Annotated in this window: 21 protein-coding genes; 12 read left to right on the top strand and 9 right to left on the bottom strand. The window is 70.9% G+C overall.

Annotation, left to right across the window (positions count from 1 at the left end):
- Positions 1-21: 21 nt before the first annotated feature.
- Together QF037_RS33440 and QF037_RS33435 are read right to left on the bottom strand one after the other, a co-directional pair.
- A complete protein-coding gene (locus tag QF037_RS33440) occupies positions 22-693 on the bottom strand; it encodes a TetR/AcrR family transcriptional regulator (protein ID WP_307031730.1) in 672 nt (223 codons plus the stop codon).
- 559 nt (positions 694-1252) lie between these two features.
- Positions 1253-2848, bottom strand: coding sequence for an MFS transporter (locus QF037_RS33435; protein WP_307031728.1), 1596 nt, complete (start codon positions 2846-2848; stop codon positions 1253-1255).
- Positions 2849-3065: 217 nt separating this feature from the next.
- Between QF037_RS33435 and panB the strand changes: the two genes are divergently transcribed.
- The 3 genes from panB to QF037_RS33420 all read left to right on the top strand — a co-directional run bounded on the left by panB (position 3066) and on the right by QF037_RS33420 (position 6089).
- Positions 3066-3932 (top strand): 3-methyl-2-oxobutanoate hydroxymethyltransferase, encoded by an 867-nt coding sequence (gene panB, locus QF037_RS33430; protein WP_307031726.1) that lies wholly within the window; start codon positions 3066-3068, stop codon positions 3930-3932.
- Between the two features lie 304 nt (positions 3933-4236).
- Positions 4237-5262 carry an ATP-binding cassette domain-containing protein gene (locus QF037_RS33425; RefSeq protein WP_307031724.1) on the top strand — a complete coding sequence of 342 codons (1026 nt, stop codon included), beginning with the start codon at positions 4237-4239 and terminating at the stop codon, positions 5260-5262.
- Entirely contained in the window at positions 5259-6089 is an 831-nt protein-coding gene (locus tag QF037_RS33420) for an ABC transporter permease (RefSeq protein WP_307031722.1), read from the top strand. The genes QF037_RS33425 and QF037_RS33420 overlap by 4 nt, the downstream gene beginning before the upstream one ends.
- Before the next feature lie 21 nt (positions 6090-6110).
- Here QF037_RS33420 and QF037_RS33415 read toward each other — a convergent pair whose 3' ends face one another.
- Both QF037_RS33415 and QF037_RS51085 read right to left on the bottom strand, forming a co-directional pair.
- Positions 6111-9455, bottom strand: a complete 3345-nt coding sequence (locus QF037_RS33415; protein ID WP_307031720.1) for an AfsR/SARP family transcriptional regulator — start codon at positions 9453-9455, stop codon at positions 6111-6113.
- 110 nt (positions 9456-9565) lie between these two features.
- Complete coding sequence (locus tag QF037_RS51085; RefSeq protein ID WP_373463980.1) at positions 9566-9652, bottom strand: DUF6578 domain-containing protein; 87 nt, start codon at positions 9650-9652, stop codon at positions 9566-9568.
- A 104-nt stretch (positions 9653-9756) separates the two neighbouring features.
- Between QF037_RS51085 and QF037_RS33405 the strand changes: the two genes are divergently transcribed.
- Positions 9757-10554, top strand: a complete 798-nt coding sequence (locus QF037_RS33405; protein WP_307031717.1) for a site-2 protease family protein — start codon at positions 9757-9759, stop codon at positions 10552-10554.
- Here the strand turns inward: QF037_RS33405 and QF037_RS33400 are convergent.
- The gene (locus tag QF037_RS33400) at positions 10544-10723 is read right to left on the bottom strand and encodes a hypothetical protein (protein WP_307031715.1); all 180 of its coding nucleotides are present in this window, start codon (positions 10721-10723) and stop codon (positions 10544-10546) included. The two genes, QF037_RS33405 and QF037_RS33400, sit on opposite strands and share 11 nt — an antisense overlap.
- Positions 10724-10783: 60 nt before the next feature.
- Positions 10784-11488 carry an NADPH-dependent F420 reductase gene (gene npdG, locus QF037_RS33395; RefSeq protein WP_307031713.1) on the bottom strand — a complete coding sequence of 235 codons (705 nt, stop codon included), beginning with the start codon at positions 11486-11488 and terminating at the stop codon, positions 10784-10786.
- A gap of 392 nt (positions 11489-11880) precedes the next feature.
- On the opposite strand from npdG, the gene QF037_RS33390 reads away from it, so the two are divergent.
- Both QF037_RS33390 and QF037_RS33385 read left to right on the top strand, forming a co-directional pair.
- Positions 11881-12483: a hypothetical protein gene (locus tag QF037_RS33390; RefSeq protein WP_307031711.1), complete on the top strand. Its 603-nt coding sequence runs from the start codon at positions 11881-11883 to the stop codon at positions 12481-12483.
- A gap of 335 nt (positions 12484-12818) precedes the next feature.
- Positions 12819-14129 carry an MFS transporter gene (locus QF037_RS33385; protein ID WP_307031710.1) on the top strand — a complete coding sequence of 437 codons (1311 nt, stop codon included), beginning with the start codon at positions 12819-12821 and terminating at the stop codon, positions 14127-14129.
- On the opposite strand, the gene QF037_RS33380 is transcribed toward QF037_RS33385, so the two are convergent.
- Entirely contained in the window at positions 14130-14360 is a 231-nt protein-coding gene (locus QF037_RS33380; protein WP_307031708.1) for a hypothetical protein, read from the bottom strand.
- 58 nt (positions 14361-14418) lie between these two features.
- On the opposite strand from QF037_RS33380, the gene map reads away from it, so the two are divergent.
- Positions 14419-15276, top strand: coding sequence for a type I methionyl aminopeptidase (gene map, locus QF037_RS33375; RefSeq protein ID WP_307031706.1), 858 nt, complete (start codon positions 14419-14421; stop codon positions 15274-15276).
- A 114-nt stretch (positions 15277-15390) separates the two neighbouring features.
- The gene (locus QF037_RS33370; RefSeq protein ID WP_307031703.1) at positions 15391-16038 is read left to right on the top strand and encodes a biliverdin-producing heme oxygenase; all 648 of its coding nucleotides are present in this window, start codon (positions 15391-15393) and stop codon (positions 16036-16038) included.
- Here the strand turns inward: QF037_RS33370 and QF037_RS33365 are convergent.
- On the bottom strand, positions 16035-16679 hold the full coding sequence (locus QF037_RS33365) for a PhzF family phenazine biosynthesis protein (protein ID WP_307031701.1): 645 nt from the start codon (positions 16677-16679) through the stop codon (positions 16035-16037). The genes QF037_RS33370 and QF037_RS33365 overlap by 4 nt on opposite strands.
- Positions 16672-17559 (bottom strand): hypothetical protein, encoded by an 888-nt coding sequence (locus QF037_RS33360; RefSeq protein ID WP_307031699.1) that lies wholly within the window; start codon positions 17557-17559, stop codon positions 16672-16674. Before QF037_RS33360 ends, QF037_RS33365 begins: the two co-directional genes overlap by 8 nt.
- Before the next feature lie 322 nt (positions 17560-17881).
- Between QF037_RS33360 and efeO the strand changes: the two genes are divergently transcribed.
- The 4 genes from efeO to QF037_RS33340 are packed head-to-tail and all read left to right on the top strand — an operon-like array spanning position 17882 to position 22166.
- Positions 17882-19036: an iron uptake system protein EfeO gene (efeO, locus tag QF037_RS33355; RefSeq protein WP_307031697.1), complete on the top strand. Its 1155-nt coding sequence runs from the start codon at positions 17882-17884 to the stop codon at positions 19034-19036.
- Between the two features lie 16 nt (positions 19037-19052).
- Positions 19053-20327, top strand: coding sequence for an iron uptake transporter deferrochelatase/peroxidase subunit (gene efeB / locus QF037_RS33350; protein WP_307031694.1), 1275 nt, complete (start codon positions 19053-19055; stop codon positions 20325-20327).
- A gap of 2 nt (positions 20328-20329) precedes the next feature.
- Positions 20330-21202 (top strand): iron uptake transporter permease EfeU, encoded by an 873-nt coding sequence (gene efeU, locus QF037_RS33345; RefSeq protein ID WP_307031691.1) that lies wholly within the window; start codon positions 20330-20332, stop codon positions 21200-21202.
- Entirely contained in the window at positions 21162-22166 is a 1005-nt protein-coding gene (locus QF037_RS33340) for a hypothetical protein (RefSeq protein ID WP_307031689.1), read from the top strand. The genes efeU and QF037_RS33340 overlap by 41 nt, the downstream gene beginning before the upstream one ends.
- Positions 22167-22169 lie beyond the last annotated feature (3 nt).

Below are 22169 nucleotides of genomic sequence, written 5' to 3'. Positions count from 1 at the left end.
GACGAAACGCGCACAGTAGGGCTACGAAGCAGTCGAACTGACGGTCGGTGAGCTGACGGGCCGTAGGTTCTCCGGGTCGAAGGGGCTCAGTCCTTCGAGGATCGTGTCGACGATCTGTTCGGACAGACCGTCCGGGAGGTCGGCGTCGGGGCGCATGACGGAACGCAGCAACATGGGGCCCACGAAGATGTCGTTGAGCAGTTCGATGTCGACGTCCGCGCGCAGTTCGCCGTTCACCTGCCCTCGCAGCAGGACCTCCATCCCGAGCCTGCGCCGGGGCGCGATGACGAGGTTGTGGTACGCCTCCCAGAGCTTCGGACTGCTCTTCATCTGGGCGTGCACGTTGTGCAGGATCACCGAGGAACGGCTGACCAGTCCGCGCTGCCGCAGCGACTCCAGGAGGACGACGAGGTCGTCGCGCATGGAGGTGCCGGGGAGTTCGGGATCCGGGGGTTCGGCGCTGCGGACGACATCGACGAAGAGCTCCTCCTTGCCGCTCCAGCGGCGGTAGATGGTCGCCTTCCCGACGCCGGCGGTACGGGCGATGCGCTCGATGGACAGCTCCGCGAGCGGCACACCCTCCTCCAGCAGCTTCATCACACCCTCGACGATGGCACGCTCCACGGCCTCACTGCGGGGCCGGCCCCGCACGGGGCCCGCTTGCCGGGGCTGACCTTCGGCGAGGCTGCTCACGTCGCTGGATCCCTTCTGTGTCCTGGGACGATTGTCCCCCGCCGGAGGCCACACCGGGGAGCCGGCAAGACCCGCACCTGCCGGACCCGTTCCAGACCGGTGCCTGAGAGCGGTACTGGGACGCCGCCGGGGGCTGCACCCGGCGGACCGCTGGGGGCAGTGGCTGCATGCTGGTGGGGGCACGCCCCGACGAAGCCCCCCTGAGCTGCCGACGCCCGCGCCCGGGGCACCGCCGGAAGCCCACCGGGCCTGCGCCGGAGTCCCAAGGCGGCGCCTGAGAGCGGTACCGGGGCGCCGCCGGGGACCACACCCGGGCGGGCCGCTACGGGCTGTAGCCCACTGCCGGTGGAGGGCAGGCCCCGGCGAAGCCCTCCCCGAGCCGCCGGACTGCGCCAGGCCTCTCCGCAAGCCACCAGGGGCTGCGCCGGAGTCGCTCCGGAAGGCGCTCCCCGCCACCCTACGGGGGTGCGCCCGCAACCCCGGTGCAAGGAGGGCCCGTGCAGCCCCGGCCCAGGAGTCACCCGCAGACCCGGTGCAGGATGCGCTCGCATGCCGCCTCCTACTCCGCCGCCACCAACTTCCGCCCCTCCTCGTCCTTCTGGGCGGTCGGCGGCCTGCCCGGCAGGAACACGGCGACCACGATCGCGCCGACCACCGCGACGCCCGCTCCCCACAGGGCGGTGACGTGCATGGCGTGGAGGAAGGCGTCGTGGGCGGGGCCGATGAGCGCGTCACCCCGGGGGCCGAGCTTGTCGGCGACGCCGAGGGTGGCCTCGATGGACTCGCCCGCGGTGTGGCGCAGCCCGGCCGGGAGGAGGTCGAGCTTGTCCTCGATGCCGTTGCGGTACGCCGTGGACAGCACCGAGCCGAGGACGGCGATACCGAGGGCGCCGCCGAGCTGGCGGAAGGTGTTGCTGAGGGCGGAGGCGGAGCCGGCCTTCTCGCGGGGCAGGGCCTGCATGATGACGACGCTCACCGGGGTCATGATGTGCGCCATGCCGGCACCCATCAGGAAGAACACGACCTCCAGGATCCAGATCGGCGTGTCCGCCTCGAACCCGGCGAACGCGGCGAGCGTCGCGGCGATGACGAGCAGCCCGGCCGTGGTGGTGGCCTTGTTGCCGAACCGGTCGACGACCAGCCGGGCCCGCGGCGCGAAGATCATCTGGGCGGCGGCCAGCGGCAGCATCAGCAGACCGGTCTGCAGCGGCGAGTACCCGCGCACGCTCTGGGTGTAGAACACCGAGAAGAAGGTCACGCCCATCAGCGCGAAGAAGACCAGCGCGATGGCGGCGATCGCGGCGGAGAAGACCTTGTTCTTGAAGTACGTCACGTCGATGGACGGATGGTCGCTGCGCTTCTCGAAGACGACGAAGGCGACGAGTACGGCGAGGCCCGCGCCGATCGTCGACAGCACCGTCGCGTCCGTGAAGTCCGCGAGCTGGCCGCCCTTGATGATGCCGTAGACCAGCAGGACCAGGCCCACGACGGACAGCACCACACCGATCGGGTCGATACGGCCGGGGTTCGGGTCCCGGGAGTCGGGCACGAGCCAGATCATCAGCGCGACGGCGATGAGCACGATCGGCACGTTGATGAGGAAGACGGACCCCCACCAGAAGTGGTCCAGAAGCACACCGCCGGTGATCGGTCCGATGGCGATGGCGAGCCCGACACCACCGGCCCAGATACCGATGGCCTTGGGCTGCTCCTCACGCTCGAAGACGTTCATGAGCACCGCGAGGGTGGCGGGCATCACGAAGGCGGCGCCGAGGCCCATCACCGCGCGGAACGCGATCAGCTCGGTCGGCGACCCGGCGGTGGCGGCGAGGGCGGACCCGAGACCGAAGGCGGCGAGCCCGCCGAGGAGCACCCTCTTGCGTCCGAGCCGGTCTCCCAGCAGACCGGCGCTGAAGAGGAGCCCCGCGAAGACGAGGGTGTAGGAGTTGATCGCCCACTCCAGCTCGCTCTGGGTGGCGCCCAGGCCGGTGGGGGCGGGGGTCGAGATCGTCTTGATCGCGACGTTCAGGATCGAGTTGTCGAGCACCACGATCAACAGGCTCAGCATCAGCACGCCGAGGATCGCCCAGCGGCGCCGGTGCACGGCTTCCGGGATGCGGGAGCCGGGGAGGGCAGGGTCGGCAGGAGAAGTCATACGACCGACCCTAGACCTATTTCGATACGGCACCGTCTCGTATTGGAATTCTTTACGGAGACCTTAAGAACAGCCCTAGGCCCCTGGACGTACGTCGCTGGAGCCGTGACCCAAGTCCCGCGCCCCCCTCTGGCCGAGCGTGACACGAAGTGCCACCATGGAGGTGATCCGGGGACGCCGTGAGGGCGCCTCGAGATGACGTGTTAGGAGCAGTTCCATGACGCAGCTCTCGGCTGCCCAGACGAAGCCCTCCGACGGCAGCAAAGCGTTGTACGGGGGGAAGGGCACACGCCGTATCACTGTTCGCGACATCGCTCTCGCCAAGGAGCGGGGCGAGAAGTGGCCCATGCTCACCGCGTACGACGCGATGACCGCGTCCGTCTTCGACGAGGCCGGCATCCCGGTCATGCTCGTCGGCGACTCCGCGGGCAACTGCCACCTCGGGTACGAGTCGACCGTGCCCGTCACCCTCGACCAGATGACGATGCTCTCGGCGGCCGTGGTCCGCGGCACCTCCCGTGCCCTGATCGTCGCCGACCTCCCCTTCGGCTCGTACCAGGAGGGCCCCGTACAGGCGCTCCGGTCCGCCACCCGGCTGATCAAGGACGCCGGGGCCGGCGCGGTCAAGCTGGAGGGCGGCGAGCGGTCCTACGAGCAGATCCGGCTGCTGGTCGAGGCCGGCATCCCGGTGATGGCGCACATCGGTCTGACCCCGCAGTCCGTCAACGCCATGGGCTACCGCGTCCAGGGCCGTGGCGAGGAGGCGGCCGCGCAGCTGCTGCGCGACGCCAAGGCCGTGCAGGACGCGGGCGCGTTCGCGGTCGTCCTCGAACTGGTCCCCGCCGAGCTGGCCGCCGAGGTGACCCGGTCGCTGCACATCCCGACCGTCGGCATCGGTGCCGGGGCGGAGACGGACGCGCAGGTCCTGGTGTGGACCGACATGCTGGGCCTCACCCCCGGGCGGGTCCCGAAGTTCGTGAAGAAGTACGCCGACCTGCGCGAGGTCATGGGCAACGCGGCGAAGGCGTTCGCGGAGGACGTGGTGGGAGGCACCTTCCCGCTGGAGGAGCACAGCGTCCACTAGAGCCACTGTGGCACCAGGGCAGCCCCGCCGATCTTCCCCCGTCGGCGGGGCTGCCGCCGTTTGCCTCGCCCCCGCCGCCCCTAGCCGTCCCGTCCCCAGGGGACTGACGCCGGTCCAGGATTCCAGCCCGTCCGGCGTTTGAGGACGAGGCCCGTTCAGGGCCGACAGCGGGGGTCCGGGGGCGGCAGCCCCCAGGAACGGGACGGGTAGGGGCGGCGGGGGCGAGAACCGCTTGTCGGGTGGCTGTCGGTGGTGTCGGTGACTTGTCGGTGGTCTGTCGGTCGGGGCTGGCACCGTCTTCCCCATGACGCGAATCGACAAGAACCCCAACGGCGCCGACATCGCCGTAACCGTGCGGGGGCTGGTGAAGCACTACGGCGACACCAAGGCGCTGGACGGTGTGGACCTGGATGTGCGGGAGGGGACCGTGATGGGGGTGCTCGGGCCCAACGGTGCCGGGAAGACCACCCTCGTCCGCATCCTGTCCACCCTGCTCGCCCCGAACGCCGGACAGGCCACCGTCGCCGGCTACGACGTCGTACGGCAGCCCCGCCAGCTGCGCAGGGTCATCGGCCTCACCGGCCAGTACGCCTCCGTCGACGAGAAGCTCCCCGGCTGGGAGAACCTGTACATGATCGGGCGGCTGCTCGACCTGCCCCGCAAGGAGGCCCGCCGCAGGGCCGACGAGCTGCTGGAGCGCTTCTCGCTCACCGAGGCCGCCAAGCGGCCGGCGAGCACGTACTCCGGCGGCATGCGGCGACGGCTCGACCTCGCCGCGTCCATGATCGGACAGCCCGCGGTCCTCTTCCTCGACGAGCCGACCACCGGCCTCGACCCCCGTACCCGCAACGAGGTGTGGGACGAGGTCAAGCGGATGGTCGGGGACGGGGTCACCGTCCTGCTCACCACCCAGTACATGGAGGAGGCCGAGCAGCTGGCCGACGAGCTCACCGTCGTCGACCGCGGCAAGGTCATCGCCGGCGGCGGCATCGAGGAGCTGAAGGCCAAGGTCGGCGGGCGGACCCTGCGGGTACGGCCCGTGGACCCGCTGCAACTGCGGCCGCTCGCCTCCTACCTCGACGGCCTCGGCATCACCGGCCTCGCCACCACCACCGTGGACCCCGACGCCGGCTCCCTCCTGGTGCCGATCCTCAGCGACGAGCAGCTGACGGCGGTGGTCGGCGCGGTCACCGCGCGCGGCGTCACGATCTCCTCCATCACCACCGAACTCCCCAGCCTGGACGAGGTGTTCCTGTCCCTCACCGGCCACCGCGCGAGCGCCCCGCAGGACGCCGTGCCCGCCGACGACCGCGAGGAGGTCGCCGTATGAGCGCCGCCACCGTCACCACACCCGTCGCCGCCTCCGCCTCCGACGACGTCCGCATTCCGCTGCGCGGGCATCTGCGGCACACCAGCGCCCTCATTCGCCGCAATCTGCTCTGGATCCGCCAGGACCCGGAGTCGATGGCCGACGCGCTGTTGATGCCGGTCATCTTCACGCTGCTGTTCGTGTTCGTCTTCGGCGGTTCGATCGGGCAGGCGCTGGGCGGCGGGCAGGACCAGTACGTGCAGTACGTCATCCCCGGCATGATCGCGATGATGAGCATGACGCTCTCGCAGGGCGTCGGCACCGGCTTCAGCCAGGACTTCAACTCCGGTGTCATGGACCGCTTCCGGTCCCTGCCGATCGGACGCGGCTCGGTGCTCTTCGCGAAGATCTCCGTCGAACTGATCCGGATGCTGTTCGCGACCGCCGTCCTGATGATCGTCGCCGTCCTGGTCGGGTTCGACATCACCAGCTGGACCGGGCTGCTCGCGACCGTGGCCCTGTCCACCGCGTTCGCCTCGTCGATCATGTGGGTGTTCCTCACCCTGGGCGTGATCATGAAGAGCGCGCAGTCCGTGCAGGCCATGGGCTTCCTGGTGCTGTTCCCGCTGCAGTTCGGCTCGTCGATCTTCGCGCCGACCGGCTCCATGCCGGGCTGGCTCCAGGCCTTCACCGACTACAACCCGCTGTCCACGCTCGCGGACGCGGCGCGCGGACTGATGGTGGGCGGCCCGGTCGCCCACGACCTGTGGGTGACGCTCGCCTGGTCGGTGGCGATCACAGCGGTCATGGCGCCGGTCGCGATCCACAAGTTCAAGACCAAGAGCTGACATCCGCTGCGCCGGTGCGCGTCAGATCAGGGCGGTGGCCTCCGTGGGGGAGAGGCCGCCGCCCTCCGCGTGCGCCGCCTCGAACGCCTCGTCGCCGAGCGCGGCGCGCGCGTGACGCTCGGCCCGGTCGTAGGTCTCGCGTTCTATGGAGGTCGCGACATGGCCGGTCGGCAGCATCGCGCGCGCGGTCCCGAGGACACGGGCCGCGTCCGCGGGCCTGTTCGCGCCGTCGGGTACGGCCAGGGCGATCGCCGCGATCGACAGGTACAGCGGTCGCATGTACGGGGCGATGGCCTCGGACAGCGGGTCGTCGGCCTTGGCCAGGGCCTGCCGGGCCTTGTCCAGACAGGCCTCGTAGCAGCCGTCGGCCGCCTCCGTCCAGGCCTCCGAGCCGAGGATGAACGCGTCGAAGACGACGAAATGGGCGATGTTGAACTCCTCGCGCAGCAACCGAAGTTGCTCGCGGGCCTCCGAGGTCCGGCCGGTGACGGAGAGATGCGCGGCGAGGAACATCCGAGCGGCGGGCAGGGCCCCGTTGACCCCGCCCTCCTGCTGAGCGATCACCTCGCGCAGGATCCGCTCGGCCCGCTCGCTCTGGCCCGCCTCCATGAGCGCGCTGCCGAGCCGGGCGCGAAGCACCGCGTTCTGGGCGCGGGCGCCGAGCCGGTCGGCCTGCTCCATGGCCGCCTCATAGTCGGCGGCGGCATCCAGCCAGGCGCCCGCGCGCTCCCGGGCCTCACCGCGCGCGGACAGTGCCTCCGCGGTGCCCCACGCGTCTCCCAGGGCCTGGAAGATCTCCAGCGCCTCGTCGGCGTCGCGCGCCGCGTCGCCCGCCCAGTCGGCCCGGTTGGCGAGGATGTTGGCGCGGATCTGAAGGGTGCCCGCGAGCTCCCACTCGGTCCCGGGCGTCGCACGGCAGGTGCGGACCGCGGCGTCGAGGATCCCGGCCAGCCGCTCCGCGCCGCCGCTCAGCATCACGGCGTAGAACCAGAGCATGCCCGGGGGACGGCAGACCTGCGGAAGGCCGGGTTCGTAGACCTCGGTGATGATGCGCAGCTTCTCCTTGGCCTGCGGGGTCTCCCAGGCGTCCAACTCGGTGTCCATGCAGGCCAGATGGGCGAGGTGGATACCGCGCCGGGCCTCGGCGAGGAGTTCGCCGGTCAGCGGGGGCGGGGCGTCGGTGCAGCGCTGGTGGACGGGGGCCGCGCGGCGCACCGGCTCGGTGAACGGGTCGGGGCCGAGGGCCATGATCTCGCTGTACCAGTTGCGGGCCTCGATACGGACGTCACGCAGCTGCCAGTACCAGGCCAGCGACAGCCCCAGACAGAGCGCCTCCTGCTCGTCGCGCTCGGCGATGGCGTGCCGCAGGGCGGTGCGCAGGTTCTCGTACTCGCGCTCCAGCCGTTCGATGGCGAGGAGTTGGCTCGGCCCGCGGAGCAACGGGTCGGTGGTGCGGGCGAGTTCGCGGTAGTACGTCAGATGCGCACGCTCCGCCTCCGCGCGCCGGCCGGTCTCGTCGAGCCGCTCGCCCGCGTACTCGGCGACGGTCTCCAGGAGCCGGTAGCGCATCTCGCCGCCCTCGCCCGAAGGCGCGGCGACGACCAGGGACTTGTCGACGAGCGAGCCCAGCGCCTCCAGTGCGACGGGACCGCAGACGGCCTCGGCGGCGGCCAGGTCGCAGCCGCCGGCGAAGACCGACAGCCGCCGCAGGACGTCCCGTTCGTCCTCGACGAGCAGTTCCCAGGACCAGTCGACGACGGCCCGCAGGGTCTGCTGCCGGGGCAGAACCGTACGGCTGCCGGAGGTGAGCAGCCGGAAGCGGTCGTCGAGCCGGTCGGCGATCTGACGTGGCGTCAACATGCGGAGCCGGGCGGCCGCGAGCTCGATGGCGAGGGGCAGTCCGTCCAGCCGCCGGCAGATCTCGGCACAGGCCGCGGCGGTCTCCTCGTCGGACTCGACCCAAAACCCTGGCCGGGCCGCGGCCCCGCGGTCGGCGAGCAGCCGCAGCGCGACGGGCTCGGGCAGCGGCTCCACGGGCCGCAGCAACTCCCCCGGTACGCCCAGCGGTTCACGGCTGGTGGCCAGCACCGTCAGCTGCGGGCAGCGCGCCAGCAGCTCCTCCACCAGCCGGGCGGCGGCGTCCACGACATGCTCGCAGTTGTCGAGGATCAGCAGCATCCGGCGCTTGCCGCAGTGCTCCGCGAGCCGCTCGACAGGGTCGGCGTGCCGCTCGTTCCCGGCCCGCATCGCCTCCGCGCCCGCGCCGTACAGCACGGTCTCCCGGGCGCCGACGGCGGTCAGCACGGCCTCCGGCACCCCCTCCGGATCGTCGACCGGGGCGAGCTCGGCCAGCCACACCCCGTCCCGCGCGGCGTACCGCACGGTCTCGGCCGCCTCCTGCGACAACCGCGTCTTCCCCGCACCCCCGGGCCCGAGCAGGGTCACGAGCCGCGCCGCCGCGAGGTCACCGCGGATCGCCTCGATGTCGGTCTCACGGCCGACGAAGGAGGTGAGGCGGGCACGGAGGTTGCCGAGGGCGGCGGGCTCGACGGAGGGGGCCCGCGAGTCCGGGTCGCTGTTGACGGCTGAAGCGGAAGCGGCCGGACCCACCGCACCCGGACCCTGCCCGCCCGGCACCCCCGGTCGCAGCAACTCCCCGTGCAGCGCCCGGAGTTCCGGACCGGGGTCCGCCCCCAACTGCTCGGCCAGCACGCGTCGTACGTCCTCGTAGGCCGCCAGCGCCTCGGCCGTACGGCCCGCATCACGCAGGGCGCGCAGGCGCAGGGACTGGAGGGGCTCGTCCAGCGGGTGACTGTCGCACAGCGCGGTCAGCTCGGGGAGGGACTGCCCGGCCTGGCCGAGGGCGAGGGCGGCGGTATGGCGGGCGCGCAGGGCGTCCAGGCGCCGGGCTTCCCAGCGGGCCGCCTCGCCGGTGCGGTCCGGCAGGTCGGCGAGGACGGGACCGCGCCACAGGGCCAGGGCGTCGTCGAGGACGCCGGCCGCCTTCGCGGGGTCGCCGTCGGCGAGCGCGCGCGTGCCCTCGCCGGTCAGCCGGTCGAAGCGGTGCAGGTCGATGTCGTCGGGCGCGGCCACGAGCCGGTACCCGCCGTCCGCGGAGGCGACCGCGTCCGCGCCGAGGGCCCGCCGCAGCCGGCCCACCAGCGCCTGCACCGCGCCCAGCGCGTCGGCGGGCGGGTCGCCGTCCCACACCTCGTCGACCAGCAGGCTCACGGCGACCGTACGGCCGGGCCGCAGCGCCAGCACGGTCAGCAGCGCACGCAGCCGCGCGCCGCCGACGGGGAGCGGGGTGCCGTCGGGACGGAGTACCTGGGTGGTGCCGAGGATGCGATAGCGCACGGGGTCCATTGTCTCTGGTGGGTTCGGGGGCAGTCACGGGGATCGGGCGGGGGCGGGCGCCGTGTCGGTTCCGGTGGCCGACGGATCAGGTGGGCCGGCCGCGCGCCGTGTCCGGTACCTCAAGGATCACGACGAGCCCCCACCGAGAAGGGCGTACCGCAGCACTCCATCTGCCGGTTCTCATAGAACACGTGCCAAAGCCCCATGGCCCCACCTTCTCCGGAACCGATGAGGTACCGCGAGACGTTTTCGTCGTACGCCCGGTACGGTCGGGCAGGCCCAGAGCGTGTACGAGAGTCGGGGGAACCCCATGACCACCACAGCCGCCCGCAACAGCGACCGGCGGATCAGCCCTGTCTTCGTGGGCATCCTGGCCGTCACCGCGGTGACCGGCTGGGCCACCTGGACCGGGTTCGCCGAGCAGCCCGGCGTGGCCGTGTTCCTGTTCGTGACGGCCGCCTGGATCGTGTCCCTGTGTCTGCACGAGTACGCACACGCGCGTACCGCCCTGCACAGCGGTGACATCACCGTGGGTTCGAAGGGTTACCTCACGCTCAATCCTTTGAACTACACCCATGCGCTGCTCAGCATCGTCCTCCCCGTCCTCTTCGTGATCATGGGAGGGATCGGTCTGCCGGGCGGTGCCGTCTTCATCGAGCGCGGGCGGATCCGGGGGCGCTGGAAGCACAGTCTGATCTCGGCGGCCGGGCCGCTCACCAATGTGCTGTTCGCCATCGTGTGCACGGCCCCGTTCTGGCTGGACGCGCTCGACGGGGTGCCGGCGGACTTCCGGTTCGCGCTGGCCTTCCTCGCCCTGCTCCAGGTGACGGCCGCGATCCTGAACTTCCTGCCGATTCCGGGCCTGGACGGCTATGGCGTCATCGAGCCCTGGCTGTCGTACAAGATCAAGCGCCAGGTGGAGCCGTTCGCGCCGTTCGGCCTGCTGTTCGTCTTCGCGCTGCTGTGGGTGCCGGCGGTCAACAGCGCGTTCTTCGACGTGATCGACTCGATCCTGGCCTCGCTCGGCATCAACGACTTCGAGACGTACTGCGGTCAGGACCTCTACCGCTTCTGGCAGACGAGCGACTTCTGCTCGGTCAGCGGCTGACGGACTTCTCCGCCTTGCCACGCTTCACGTAGTACCAGCACATGTTGCTGGACAGCCCCACGATCAGCACCCACACGATCCCCAGGAGGCTGCCCCGGGAGAAGGACACGACCGCCGCCGCCACGGCGAGGAGACAGACGATCAGGGCGTAGAGGGCGAGGCGGGGCATGGGAGCGGCTCTCCTGTCGGGGGACACTGGTGACGTCGTCGTCCAGTGTCCCCCATCGGCTCATACGTCCGTGACGCGCAGACCCGCGTGCGCCTTGTACCGGCGGTTCACGGAGATCAGGTTGGCGACCAGCGACTCGACCTGGTGGGCGTTGCGCAGGCGCCCCGCGAAGATGCCGCGCATGCCGGGGATACGGCCGGCCAGGGCCTGGACGATCTCGACGTCGGCCCGTGCCTCGCCGAGGACCATCACGTCGGTGTCGACCTCGTCGATCTCCGGGTCCTCCAGCAGGACCGCCGAGAGGTGGTGGAAGGCGGCGGTGACCCGGGAGTCCGGCAGCAGGGCGGCGGCCTGCTGGGCGGCGCTGCCCTCCTCGGGCTTCAGCGCGTAGGCGCCCTGCTTGTCGAAACCGAGCGGGTTGACGCAGTCGACGACCAGCTTCCCGGCCAGTTCCTCGCGCAGCGACTCCAGTGTCTTGCCGTGGCCGTCCCAGGGCACGGCAACGATCACGATGTCGCTGCGGCGCGCGGTCTCGGCGTTGTCGGCGCCTTCGACGCCGTGCCCGAGTTCGTCGGCGGCGGCCTGGGCGCGGTCGGCGGCGCGCGAGCCGATGATCACCTTCTGGCCGGCCTTGGCGAGCCGGTAGGCGAGGCCCTTGCCCTGGGGGCCGGTCCCGCCGAGCACGCCGACGACGAGCCCGGAGACGTCGGGAAGGTCCCAGGGGTCCTTCGCGGGGGCCTTCTGTGCACTGTCGGTAGAGGTCATGGGCCGACTTTACGTGCGCCCGGCGAGCGCCGTCCGGTCAGGTGAGCCGCGTCACGGGCACCCGCCGGAAGCGATCCGCTCGCGGGCGCCGAAGTCGCCGGTGCCGGTGCGAACCAGGTCGGAGCAGGCCGCGGGGGACGTCGGTCGTGTGGCGGGCGTGCCATGTCGTGCCGCTGTCGGGGCGGGCGCGGATGGCCATCAGGGCGCTGTTGTCGGGGCCTGGAGGGCTTTTCCACCGACGTTCGAGTGGGCGTCGGCCCGGTCACCGGGGTGCGGGGAGACGCTGCCGGTGTTGAGGACTCCTGGTGGCAGGTCGTTCCTCATGCCCGGTTCGGGCGAATTCGTGGTGAACTCCAGGTCACGGGTGGCCGCTTGCGGCAGGATGCGGCCGCATGGATGCCGTACGTGTCGCGTTGCTGCGCGAAGTGCTCGCCGGGACCGAGTGGTTGGGCGCGACCCGGAGGTTCGGCGGGGTGCTGCGCGGCTCGGTGGTCTCGCACGGAGGCGGCCTGCTGCTGGTCGGCACGCCGGAGTACGAGCCGTGGCATCTGGCGGCCCATCTGGTGGACGAGGCGGCCTGGTCGGGCACGCCGGAGCTGGCCCCCACACTCGTACGGCATGAGGCGCAGCTCTCGGACCCGGCCCATCTGGCCGTCGGCCTCGGGCGGTTGGCGGCGGCACGGCGCGGGGAGACGCTGCTGGTGGTGTCCCCGGCGGTCCCGGACGCCCCGCTCCTGGAGCGTGTGCACGACGCCCGCCGGGCCGGTGCGACGGTACTGGCGCTCGGCCCCGACGACGGCGACCTCGGGGCGATGGCCCACGAATCCCTCGCCGTCCCGAACGGCCCCGATCTCGACCTCGACACCGTCCAGCACCTGGTGAGCGCGGCGGCGGGCGAGAACACCCTCCCGACCCCGCGAACACGTCACCGCTTCAGGGACCGGTTCTCCCGCCTGACGGACCATCTGACGGCACCGCCGCCGGCGCGCTGGTAGGACGGCGCAGGCTGGTCCGCAGGTGGGGAAAGGTGATCGCCGACGCGCAGCGCAAGGCTGTCACCGACGGGGCACGAGTAGGCGATCCGCCGCGAGATTACCCCCGTACGACGCGGGACTCCGTCCCCCGACGCAGAACGCAAGGCCGTGGCCGCCCCGGCACAGATGACGCCCCGGGGCCACCGGCCCGCAACCCGCCACCAGGGCCACGACAGACCTCGCCCACACCACGCCCGAGGTCGCGGGCCCGTGCGGCACTCGCTCCCTCGCCCCTCCACTCCCCCGCCCCAAAATTCGCTTGCCCCGCCCGCCGCCGCGGCCGACCATGGCCCGTCGTGGCCGATGACGACTCCGCTCCCCCTGTCTCCCGTCTCCGCTCCGTCCTGCCCGATCTCACCCCGTGGCGGGCCTCGGCCGACTTTCGGCGGCTGTGGGTGTCGGGGCTGGTCTCGAACTTCGGGAGCTTTCTGACGTTCGTCGCGCTGCCGGTGCAGATCAAGGAGTTGACGGAGTCCGCGGCGGCGGTGGGTGCGATCGGTGCGGTGGAGTTGATTCCGCTGATCGTCTTCGGGTTGTACGGCGGTGCGCTGGCCGACGCCCTGGACAAGCGCGGGCTGATCATCTGGACCGAGGCCGGGCAGGGTGTGCTCAGCGCGGTGCTGCTGGTCAACGCGCTGATGCCGAACCCGGCGGTGTGGCCGCTGTATCTCGTCGCCGCCCTGTCCTCCGCACTCGTCTCGGTGCAGCGCCCCGCGCTGGACTCGCTGTGGCCGCGGATCGTGGCCCATGAGCATCTGCCGGCCGCCGCCTCCCTGAACACCTTCCGCTGGACGGTCGGCGGGGTCGCGGGCCCGGCGGTGGCGGGTGTGGTGGTGGCGTACGCGGGGCTCGGCTTGGCCTATGCGGCGGATCTGGCCACCTTCGTGGTCTCGGTCGCGCTCATCATCCCGATCGCCTCCTCCCCGGCCGCGCACGAGGCGGCGAAACCGTCGCTGAAGGCGATCGCCGAGGGCGCCCGGTACGCCTGGAGCCGCAAGGAGCTGCTCGGCACCTACGCGGTCGACCTCGCGGCGATGTTCCTCGCGATGCCGCTGGCGCTGCTGCCGTTCCTCGCGGACGAGCTGGACGCCGAGTGGGCGCTGGGTCTGATGTACGCGACGGTCCCGCTCGGGGCGCTGCTGGTGAGTGTGACGAGCGGCTGGACGGCGCGGATCCACCGGCACGGCCGGATGGTGGTGCTGTCGGCCGCGTTGTGGGGCGTGGCGATCGCGGCGGCCGGGATCGTCGGCAACCTGTGGCTGGTGCTGCTGTTCCTGACCGTGGCCGGCGGCTGCGACATGGTCAGCGGGATCTTCCGCGGGGTCATGTGGAACCAGACGATTCCGGACGAGCTGCGGGGCCGACTCGCGGGGATCGAGCTGCTGTCGTACTCCGTGGGTCCGACCCTGGGCCAGGTCAGATCGGGCGGTTTCGCCGCGTGGTGGGGTGTGCGGACGTCGGTGTGGTCGGGCGGTCTGCTGTGCGTCGGCGCGGTGGGCCTGCTGGCGCTGTGTCTGCCGAAGCTGATGACGTACGACGCGCGGACGGACGAGCACGCGGCGCGGGTGCGGAAGCAGCGGGCCGCCGCCGCACCCACGGTCGCCTGATCAGTCGTCGTCGCCGCCACGGGCCGAGGCGTCGTGCCACTTGGGGTCGTTCTCCCACTCGAGGTTGCGCTCGCGGGCGGTCTCCATCGCGTGCTCGGCCTCCTGCCGGGAGGTGTACGGCCCGAAACGGTCCTTGCCGGGGCAGTCCGGCCCCTCCTCGACCTTCTTGTGCTCCAGGCAGTAGTACCACTCGCCCGGCTTGCCGACCGTGCGCTTCTTGAACAGGGCCATGACCAGCTCCTCTCGCCACCGACATGTTCCCCCACAGCGGCTCGTTAGACTCGCTGGCATGTCTGGCCAGTCGCTGCTTGTACCAGGGGAGCTGTCCCCCACCCGTTCCGTGCCCGGAAACATCCGTCGTCCTGAGTACGTCGGCAAGCCGGGGCCGACGCCGTACACCGGGCCGGAGGTGCAGACTCCGGAGACCATCGAGGCGATGCGGATCGCCGGCCGGATCGCCGCGCGGGCCATGGCGGAGGCGGCGAAGCTGATCGCCCCCGGTGTGACCACCGACGAGCTGGACAAGGTGGCGCACGAGTACATGTGCGACTACGGCGCCTATCCGTCGACGCTCGGCTACCGCGGCTTCCCCAAGTCGCTGTGCACCAGTGTCAACGAGGTGATCTGCCACGGGATCCCGGACTCGACGGTGCTGCGGGACGGCGACATCGTCAACCTCGACGTGACGGCGTACATCGGCGGGGTGCACGGCGACAACAACGCGACGTACCTGGTCGGGGACGTCGACGAGGAGAGCCGGCTGCTGGTCGAGCGGACGCGTGAGTCGCTGGAGCGCGCGATCAAGGCGGTCCGGCCGGGACGCCAGATCAACATCATCGGCCGGGTCATCGAGTCGTACGCCAAGCGCTTCGGGTACGGGGTGGTGCGGGACTTCACGGGGCACGGGATCAACTCGTCGTTCCACTCCGGGCTGATCATTCCGCACTACGACAGTCCGCACGCGACGACGGTCATCCAGCCCGGCATGACCTTCACGATCGAGCCGATGCTGACGCTGGGGACGCACGAGTACGACATGTGGGACGACGGCTGGACGGTCGTCACGAAGGACCGCAAGCGCACGGCGCAGTTCGAGCACACGCTGGTGGTGACGGACAGCGGCGCCGAGATCCTGACGCTGCCGTAGCAAGCCCGAGGGCCCGCCCCCTGATGGGGGCGGGTCTTTTCTTGTACGCTTTTACCGACAGGGCGTCGGCAAACCTATTGACTTAGGTAAGCCTTACTTTAGAGGATGCACTGCATGGACTCCTTCTCGACAGTCATCCGCACCGCCTCCCATGAGCAGCACGTGGAGGCGGAGACCTCGTCGTTCATGAGTGACCTGCTCGGCGGCAGGCTGGGCGTGGACGCGTACGCGCGCTACACCGAGCAGCTGTGGTTCGTGTACGAGGCGCTGGAGAGCGGGGCCGAGCGGCTGGCCGCGGATCCGGTGACCGGGCCCTTCATCCAGCCCGAGCTGTACCGACTGGGCGCGCTGGAGCGGGACCTGGAGCATCTGCGGGGCGCCGGCTGGCGTACCGGGCTGACCGCGCTGCCGGCCACGCGGGCCTATGCGAACCGGGTCCGGGAGTGCGCCACCGAATGGCCGGCCGGTTACATCGCCCACCACTACACGCGCTACCTCGGCGACCTCTCCGGCGGCCAGATCATCCGCGACAAGGCGGAGCGGACATGGGGCTTCGAGCGCAAGGGCGACGGAGTGCGCTTCTACGTCTTCGAGGGGATCGCCAACCCCGCCGCGTTCAAGCGGGGTTACCGGGAGCTGCTGGACGGCGTGCGGGTCGACGACCTGGAGAAGCAGCGGATCGTGACGGAGTGCAAGAGGGCGTTCGCGCTCAACACGGCGGTCTTCCGCGCCCTCGGCGAGGAGTTCCCCCTGAGCGCCTAGCGCTCCAGGTACACCCGGCCGCCGATCTCCACCCAGCCGCCGGGCTGGGGAGCGGTGAGGATCTGTGAGCCCGCGCCCTGGGTGATGTTCAGGGCGCGACCCAGGCGTTCGGTGAGCAGGAGGGCGGCGGCGCCGGTCGCCTCGTCCTCGTCGATCCCGTCGTCACGGCCGGGGAACGCCCGCGCGCGCACCCGCCCCGCGGACTCGTCCTCCCAGGCCCAGGCGTAGATCCACTCCCCCTTCGGCGGCACCTCCAGGTCGTCGACCTCGGCGGCCGTCCCGTACTGCCTGAGCGTCCGCGGCGGCGCCCACTCCGCCCGCGCCTCGATCCAGCTGAACTCACCGTCGAGCCGGGTGCCCACGACACCGGCCGGGGTGACCAGCTCCGGCACGTCGAGCAGCCACGCCGTGCCGACGCAGGGGTGGCCGGCGAAGGGCAGCCGCAGCGTCGGCGTGTAGATGTCGATGACCCCGCGCTCCGGGTCGTCCACGAACACGGTCTCACTGAACCCGAGCTTCCCGGCGAACAGTTGCCGCTCCTCGCGGTCCGGCATCACGGATCCCTCGCGCACGACGCCGAGTTCATTGCCGTATCCGCCGTTCGGCGCGCAGAAGACGCGCAGTACGTCGTAGTCAGTCACGGGGGAATTGAAGCATCGCGCGGTCGGCGGGCTCGTCCCAGGCCCTCGCTCCGCCGGGGAGGGGCCAGAAGTCGGTGGGGGCATGCCTGCCGTACGGAAGCGAGGCGATCAGCTCGGCGTGCCCCCGCTCCATGGCGGCCCGTTGGCGTGTGTGGCCCGGGTCGTCGGGGCGCGCCGTCAGCTGCCGCATCCGTTCCTCGTGGTCGTGGGTCGCCTTCGCGGCGGCCTGGCGCCATTTGTCGTCGTCGGGCACCCGGTTGAGCAGCACACACTCCGGCGTCCGACCCTCCGCCAGCGCGGCCACCGCCCGGTCGTGGCCGTCCAGGATCACGCAGCCGTCCAGGAAGGCCACCGACCACAGCAGGACGGGCGCGAGCGTTCCCTCGCGGGCGTGTCTGCGGTACGCCTTCACCCGCCCGGCATCCGGTGGCGATAGGCGGCGGAGCGGGAGAACGCCGTTCCAGCCGCCACCGCAGTACAGCTCCAACCGGCCGCCCGGCCAGACCTTCACGAACTCCTCGGTCCAGACGTACGGCGGGAACTCGGTCTGCAGGGCCAGCTCCCAGCGTCCGTCCAGCAACGGGGTGCCGTCCGCGTCCTCCAGCCAACGCGCGTACCGGTGCGGCCAGTTGACGTTCGACCGCATGTCCGCCGAGCGCAGTGGCGGCAGCGGGGAGCGGTAGCCGTCGAGGCGGTGCAGGTGCAGCTCGCGGCAACAGCCCTCGCCCGTGCGGCCCAGCAGTACGGGCCGCTCCCCCTGCCGCAGCAGGAGCCGCCCGTCACCCGTCGTCTCGAAGCGCAACGCCGGCGGACCGGGGCGGGCCGACACGGTCAGCACCAGCCGCTCCGGCCCCAGCAGTTCCCTGTGTCCCCTGTTCACGAGGACAGTTCTACGCCTCGGTACGGCGCCCGCGCATCGATGACTTCCGGACGGGCAAGGCTCTGGGGCTCGCCGCCGCGTACGCGCACCGGGTCGCGGTCCTGCGTGCCGGGCCCTGAGCGGAACCTTTGAATCTTCTTTGACCGTTACTTGGGGTCCGTTTTGAGTCACCGTGATCGGCTCGTGCTCTTACACCGTCTATGAGAGGTGAATCACGGGACGGTGGGGTATCACGCAGGTAAGGCTCGGATAAGTTAGGCGAGCCTCACCGAACCCTGTGAGCCCTGTCACGTGATTTTTCAGCCATCGCCCGGGAGCCCGCATGCGAGCCGCCAGACTCTCCGCAGTCACCGCCACCGCCACCGTGGCGGCCTTGACCGCCCTCACCGGGTGCACCGAGAAAGGCGGCTCCGGGGACAGCGACCGCGTGATCAGCGTGACCGCCACCGACAGCAAGTGCGATGTGTCGAAGAAGGAGTTCCCGGCCGGCCACGTCGAGCTCGCCATCGAGAACAAGGGCTCCAAGGTCACCGAGGTCTACATCCTCTTCCCGGACGACCGGGTCGTGACCGAACGCGAGAACATCGGCCCCGGCACCAAGCAGACCGTCACCGCCGAGGTGAAGGCCGGCGACTACACGATCGCCTGCAAGCCCGGCATGAAGGGCGACGGCATCCGCCAGGACGTCAAGGCCACCGGCGGCACCGCCGCCAAGCGCGACCCCCGCCTCGACAAGGCCGTCGCCGCCTACCGCACCTACGTGCAGGCGCAGGCCGACGAGACGCTGCCGCTCGCCGAGACCTTCGCCAAGGCGGTCAAGGACGGAGACATCGAGGCCGCGAAGAAGGCCTACGCCCCCTCCCGTATCGGCTGGGAGCGCACCGAGCCGGTCGCGGAGTCCTTCGGTGACATCGACCCGAAGGTCGACGTCCGCGAGGACGGTCTGGAGGACGGCCAGGACCCGGAGAAGGACTGGACCGGCTGGCACCGCCTGGAGCGCTCGCTGTGGAAGGACAAGAAGCTCACCGCCCGTGACTCCGAGCTCGCCGACCAGCTGATCACCGACCTCAAGGACTGGCAGAACCGGGTCGGCAAGGCCGAGATCACCCCGACCTCCATGGCCAACGGCGCCAAGGAGCTCCTCGACGAGGTCGCCACCGGCAAGGTCACCGGCGAGGAGGAGCGCTACTCGCACACCGACCTCGTCGACTTCAAGGCCAATGTGGAGGGCGCGGAGAAGTCGTACGAGCTGCTGAAGTCGGTGGCCAAGGAGAACAACGCCGCGCTCACGACCGAGCTCGACAAGCAGTTCGCCGCGCTCAACACGCTGCTGGACAAGTACCGCGCCGACAAGACGTCGTACGACTTCACCTCGTACGACAAGGTCAGCGAGGACCAGCAGAAGGAACTGTCGGACGCGGTGAACGCCCTCGCGGAGCCGCTGTCCAAGCTCGCCGCCGCCGTCGTCGCGAAGTGAAGCAGGGAAAACCCTCATGACCGAGAACTCGACGGGCGAGACCTCCACCACCGAGAACTCGCCCTCCCCGTCCCGCCGTTCCCTGATCGGCTGGGGCGGTGCCGGGCTCGCGCTCGGTGCCGCCGCGGCCGGCGGGGCGGTGGCGATGACCCGGACCGGCAACGACGTGGACCCCGCGGGCGCCGAGGCGGGGGCCGCCGTCGCGTTCCACGGCGGCCATCAGGCCGGTATCTCCACTCCCGTGCAGGACCGGCTGCACTTCGCCGCGTTCGACGTGAAGACCGAGGACCGCGCCGAGTTCGTGCGGATGCTCAAGGACTGGACGGCGGCCGCGCGGCGGATGACCGGCGGGCAGGCGGTCGGCGAGGGCGCCTTCGGCGGGCTGGCCGAGGCGCCGCCGGACGACACCGGTGAGGCGCTGGGCCTCAAGCCCTCGCGGCTCACCCTCACCATCGGCTTCGGGCCGTCGCTGTTCCGGAAGTTCGGGCTCGAGGGCGAACAGCCCGAGGGTCTCTTCGAGCTGCCCAAGTTCGCCGGGGACGCCCTCGACAAGAACCGCAGCGGCGGCGACCTGTGCATCCAGGCCTGCGCCGACGACCCCCAGGTCGCCGTGCACGCCATCCGCAACCTGGCCCGTATCGGCTTCGGCAAGGTCGTCATCCGCTGGTCGCAGCTCGGCTTCGGGAAGACCTCGTCCACGACGCCGGAGGAGCAGACCCCGCGCAATCTCATGGGGTTCAAGGACGGCACCCGCAACATCGCGGGGACCGAGACGGACCGGCTGAAGAAGTTCGTGTGGGTCTCCGACCAGGACGGGCCCGACTGGATGGTCGGCGGCTCCTACCTCGTCGCCCGCCGTATCCGGATGCACATCGAGACCTGGGACCGCACCTCCTTGCAGGAGCAGGAGGACATCTTCGGCCGCGACAAGGGCGAGGGCGCCCCGGTCGGCAAGGCCAAAGAGCGCGACAAGCCGTTCCTGAAGGCGATGAAGCCCGACGCGCACGTCCGCCTCGCACACCCCGACTCCAATCACGGGGCGACCATTCTGCGCCGCGGCTACTCCTTCACCGACGGCACGGACGGGCTCGGGCGGCTCGACGCCGGGCTGTTCTTCCTCGCGTACCAGCGCGATGTGCGCAAGGGATTCGTGCAGATCCAGCGCAACCTCGCCCCGGACGCCCTCAACGAGTACATCCAGCACGTGGGTTCGGCGGTCTTCGCCGTCCCGCCCGGCGTCCGTGGCAAGGACGACTGGTGGGGCAGCACGCTGTTCTCCAAGGAGGCGTAGCCGTGTTCAGCAACTACCTGATCGGTCTGCGCGAGGGCCTGGAGGCCTCTCTCGTCGTCTGCATCCTCATCGCCTATCTGGTGAAGACGGAGCGCAGGGACGCGCTGAAGCCCATCTGGATCGGCATCGCCGTCGCGGTCGCGATCGCGCTCGGCTTCGGCTGCGCCCTCGAATTCGGCTCCCAGGAGCTGACGTTCAAGGCGCAGGAGGCGCTCGGCGGTTCCCTGTCGATCCTCGCGGTCGTCCTGGTGACGTGGATGGTCTTCTGGATGCGGCGCACCGCCCGGCACCTGAAGGCGGAGCTGCACGGCAAGCTGGACGCGGCCCTGCGGATGGGCACCGGCGCGCTGGTCGCCACCGCGTTCCTCGCGGTCGGCCGGGAGGGTCTTGAGACGTCCCTGTTCGTGTGGGCGTCGGTGCACGCGGCCGGTGACGGGACGCCGCGCCCGCTGATCGGTGTGGGGCTCGGCATCGCCACGGCGGTCGTGCTGGGCTGGCTGTTCTACCGGGGCGCGTTGAAGATCAACCTCGCCAAGTTCTTCACGTGGACCGGCGGCATGCTGGTCGTCGTGGCGGCGGGCGTGCTGGCGTACGGCTTCCACGACCTCCAGGAGGCCGACTGGCTGCCGGGCCTGAACGACAAGGCCTTCGACATCTCCGGGGCGATCCCGCCGGACAGCTGGTACGGCACCCTGCTGAAGGGCGTCTTCAACTTCCAGCCGGACCCGACCGTGCTCCAGGTCACGGTGTGGCTGCTGTACCTGATCCCGACGCTCGCGCTGTTCCTCGCCCCGGTAGGGTTCGCCTCCGGGAAGGGGAAGGTGAAGGCATCCGATGAGCAGGGATCGCAGCCCTCGAAGGCTCCGCAGTCTTGACCGGAGGGTGCTGATAGCGGCCTCGGTGACCGCTTTGTCGCTGACGGCGAGCGGGTGCGTGGTGGTCCACGGGGAGCGCGAGGTGCTCCCCGCGACGACCAGGGCCGAAGCCGCCGAGGCGCTCCGGGAGTTCACGACCGCGTACAACAACGCCGACAAGGCGTACGACAGTTCCCTGGACGCGGACCACGTCACCGGCCCTCTCGCCGACATCGACGCGGCACGGCTGAAGGCGGGCCGGGCCAACAGCCCGCAGGGCAACGCGGCGCACACCCCGCTGAAGCTGTCCGACGCGAAGTACACCATCCCCAAGAAGGCGGGCTGGCCGCGCTGGTTCGTCGCCGACACCGCCGCGAACAAGGGCGGCAGCGCGCGCTGGCTGTTCGTCTTCACGCGCGACGGCCTGGACGAGCCGTTCCAGGTGGCGTATCTGACGCTGGTCGCACCGGACGACGTACCGCAGTTCAAGACGGACACGGACGGCTGGGCGGAGGCCGTCCCCGCGAACTCGACGGAACTGTCCGTCGCCCCGCAGCAGTTGAGCCAGGACTACGCGACGTATCTGCAGAACGGCGAGGGCAAGACCTTCGCGGCGGGCGCGCACACCAGCGGATGGCGCACCCAGCGCACGAAGGACGCCAAGAAGCCGGGGCGGGCCACGCAGTACATCGACGAGTCGCTGACGAACGGTGACTACGCCCCGCTGGCGCTGCGCACCAAGGACGGCGGCGCCCTGGTGTTCTTCACCACGCGGCACTTCATGAAGCAGACCGCCTACGCGGGCACCACGCTCCCCGACCAGAACGCGGCCGTCGACGCCCTGACGACCGGCGAGGTCAAGCAGTCGCTGACGATGGAGTTCGTCTCCAACGAGGTCGCCCTGGACCCGGCGAAGGGTGCGGACGGCGGGCAGGTGTCGGTGCTGGGACGGATCCAGGGACTGACGGCGGCGAAGGGCGAGTAGCCC

This window comes from Streptomyces canus, assembly GCF_030815415.1.
Lineage (GTDB): Bacteria > Actinomycetota > Actinomycetes > Streptomycetales > Streptomycetaceae > Streptomyces > Streptomyces canus_F.
Note: the sequence above shows the minus strand (reverse complement) of the source record. Positions and strands in the feature narration are given on the sequence as shown.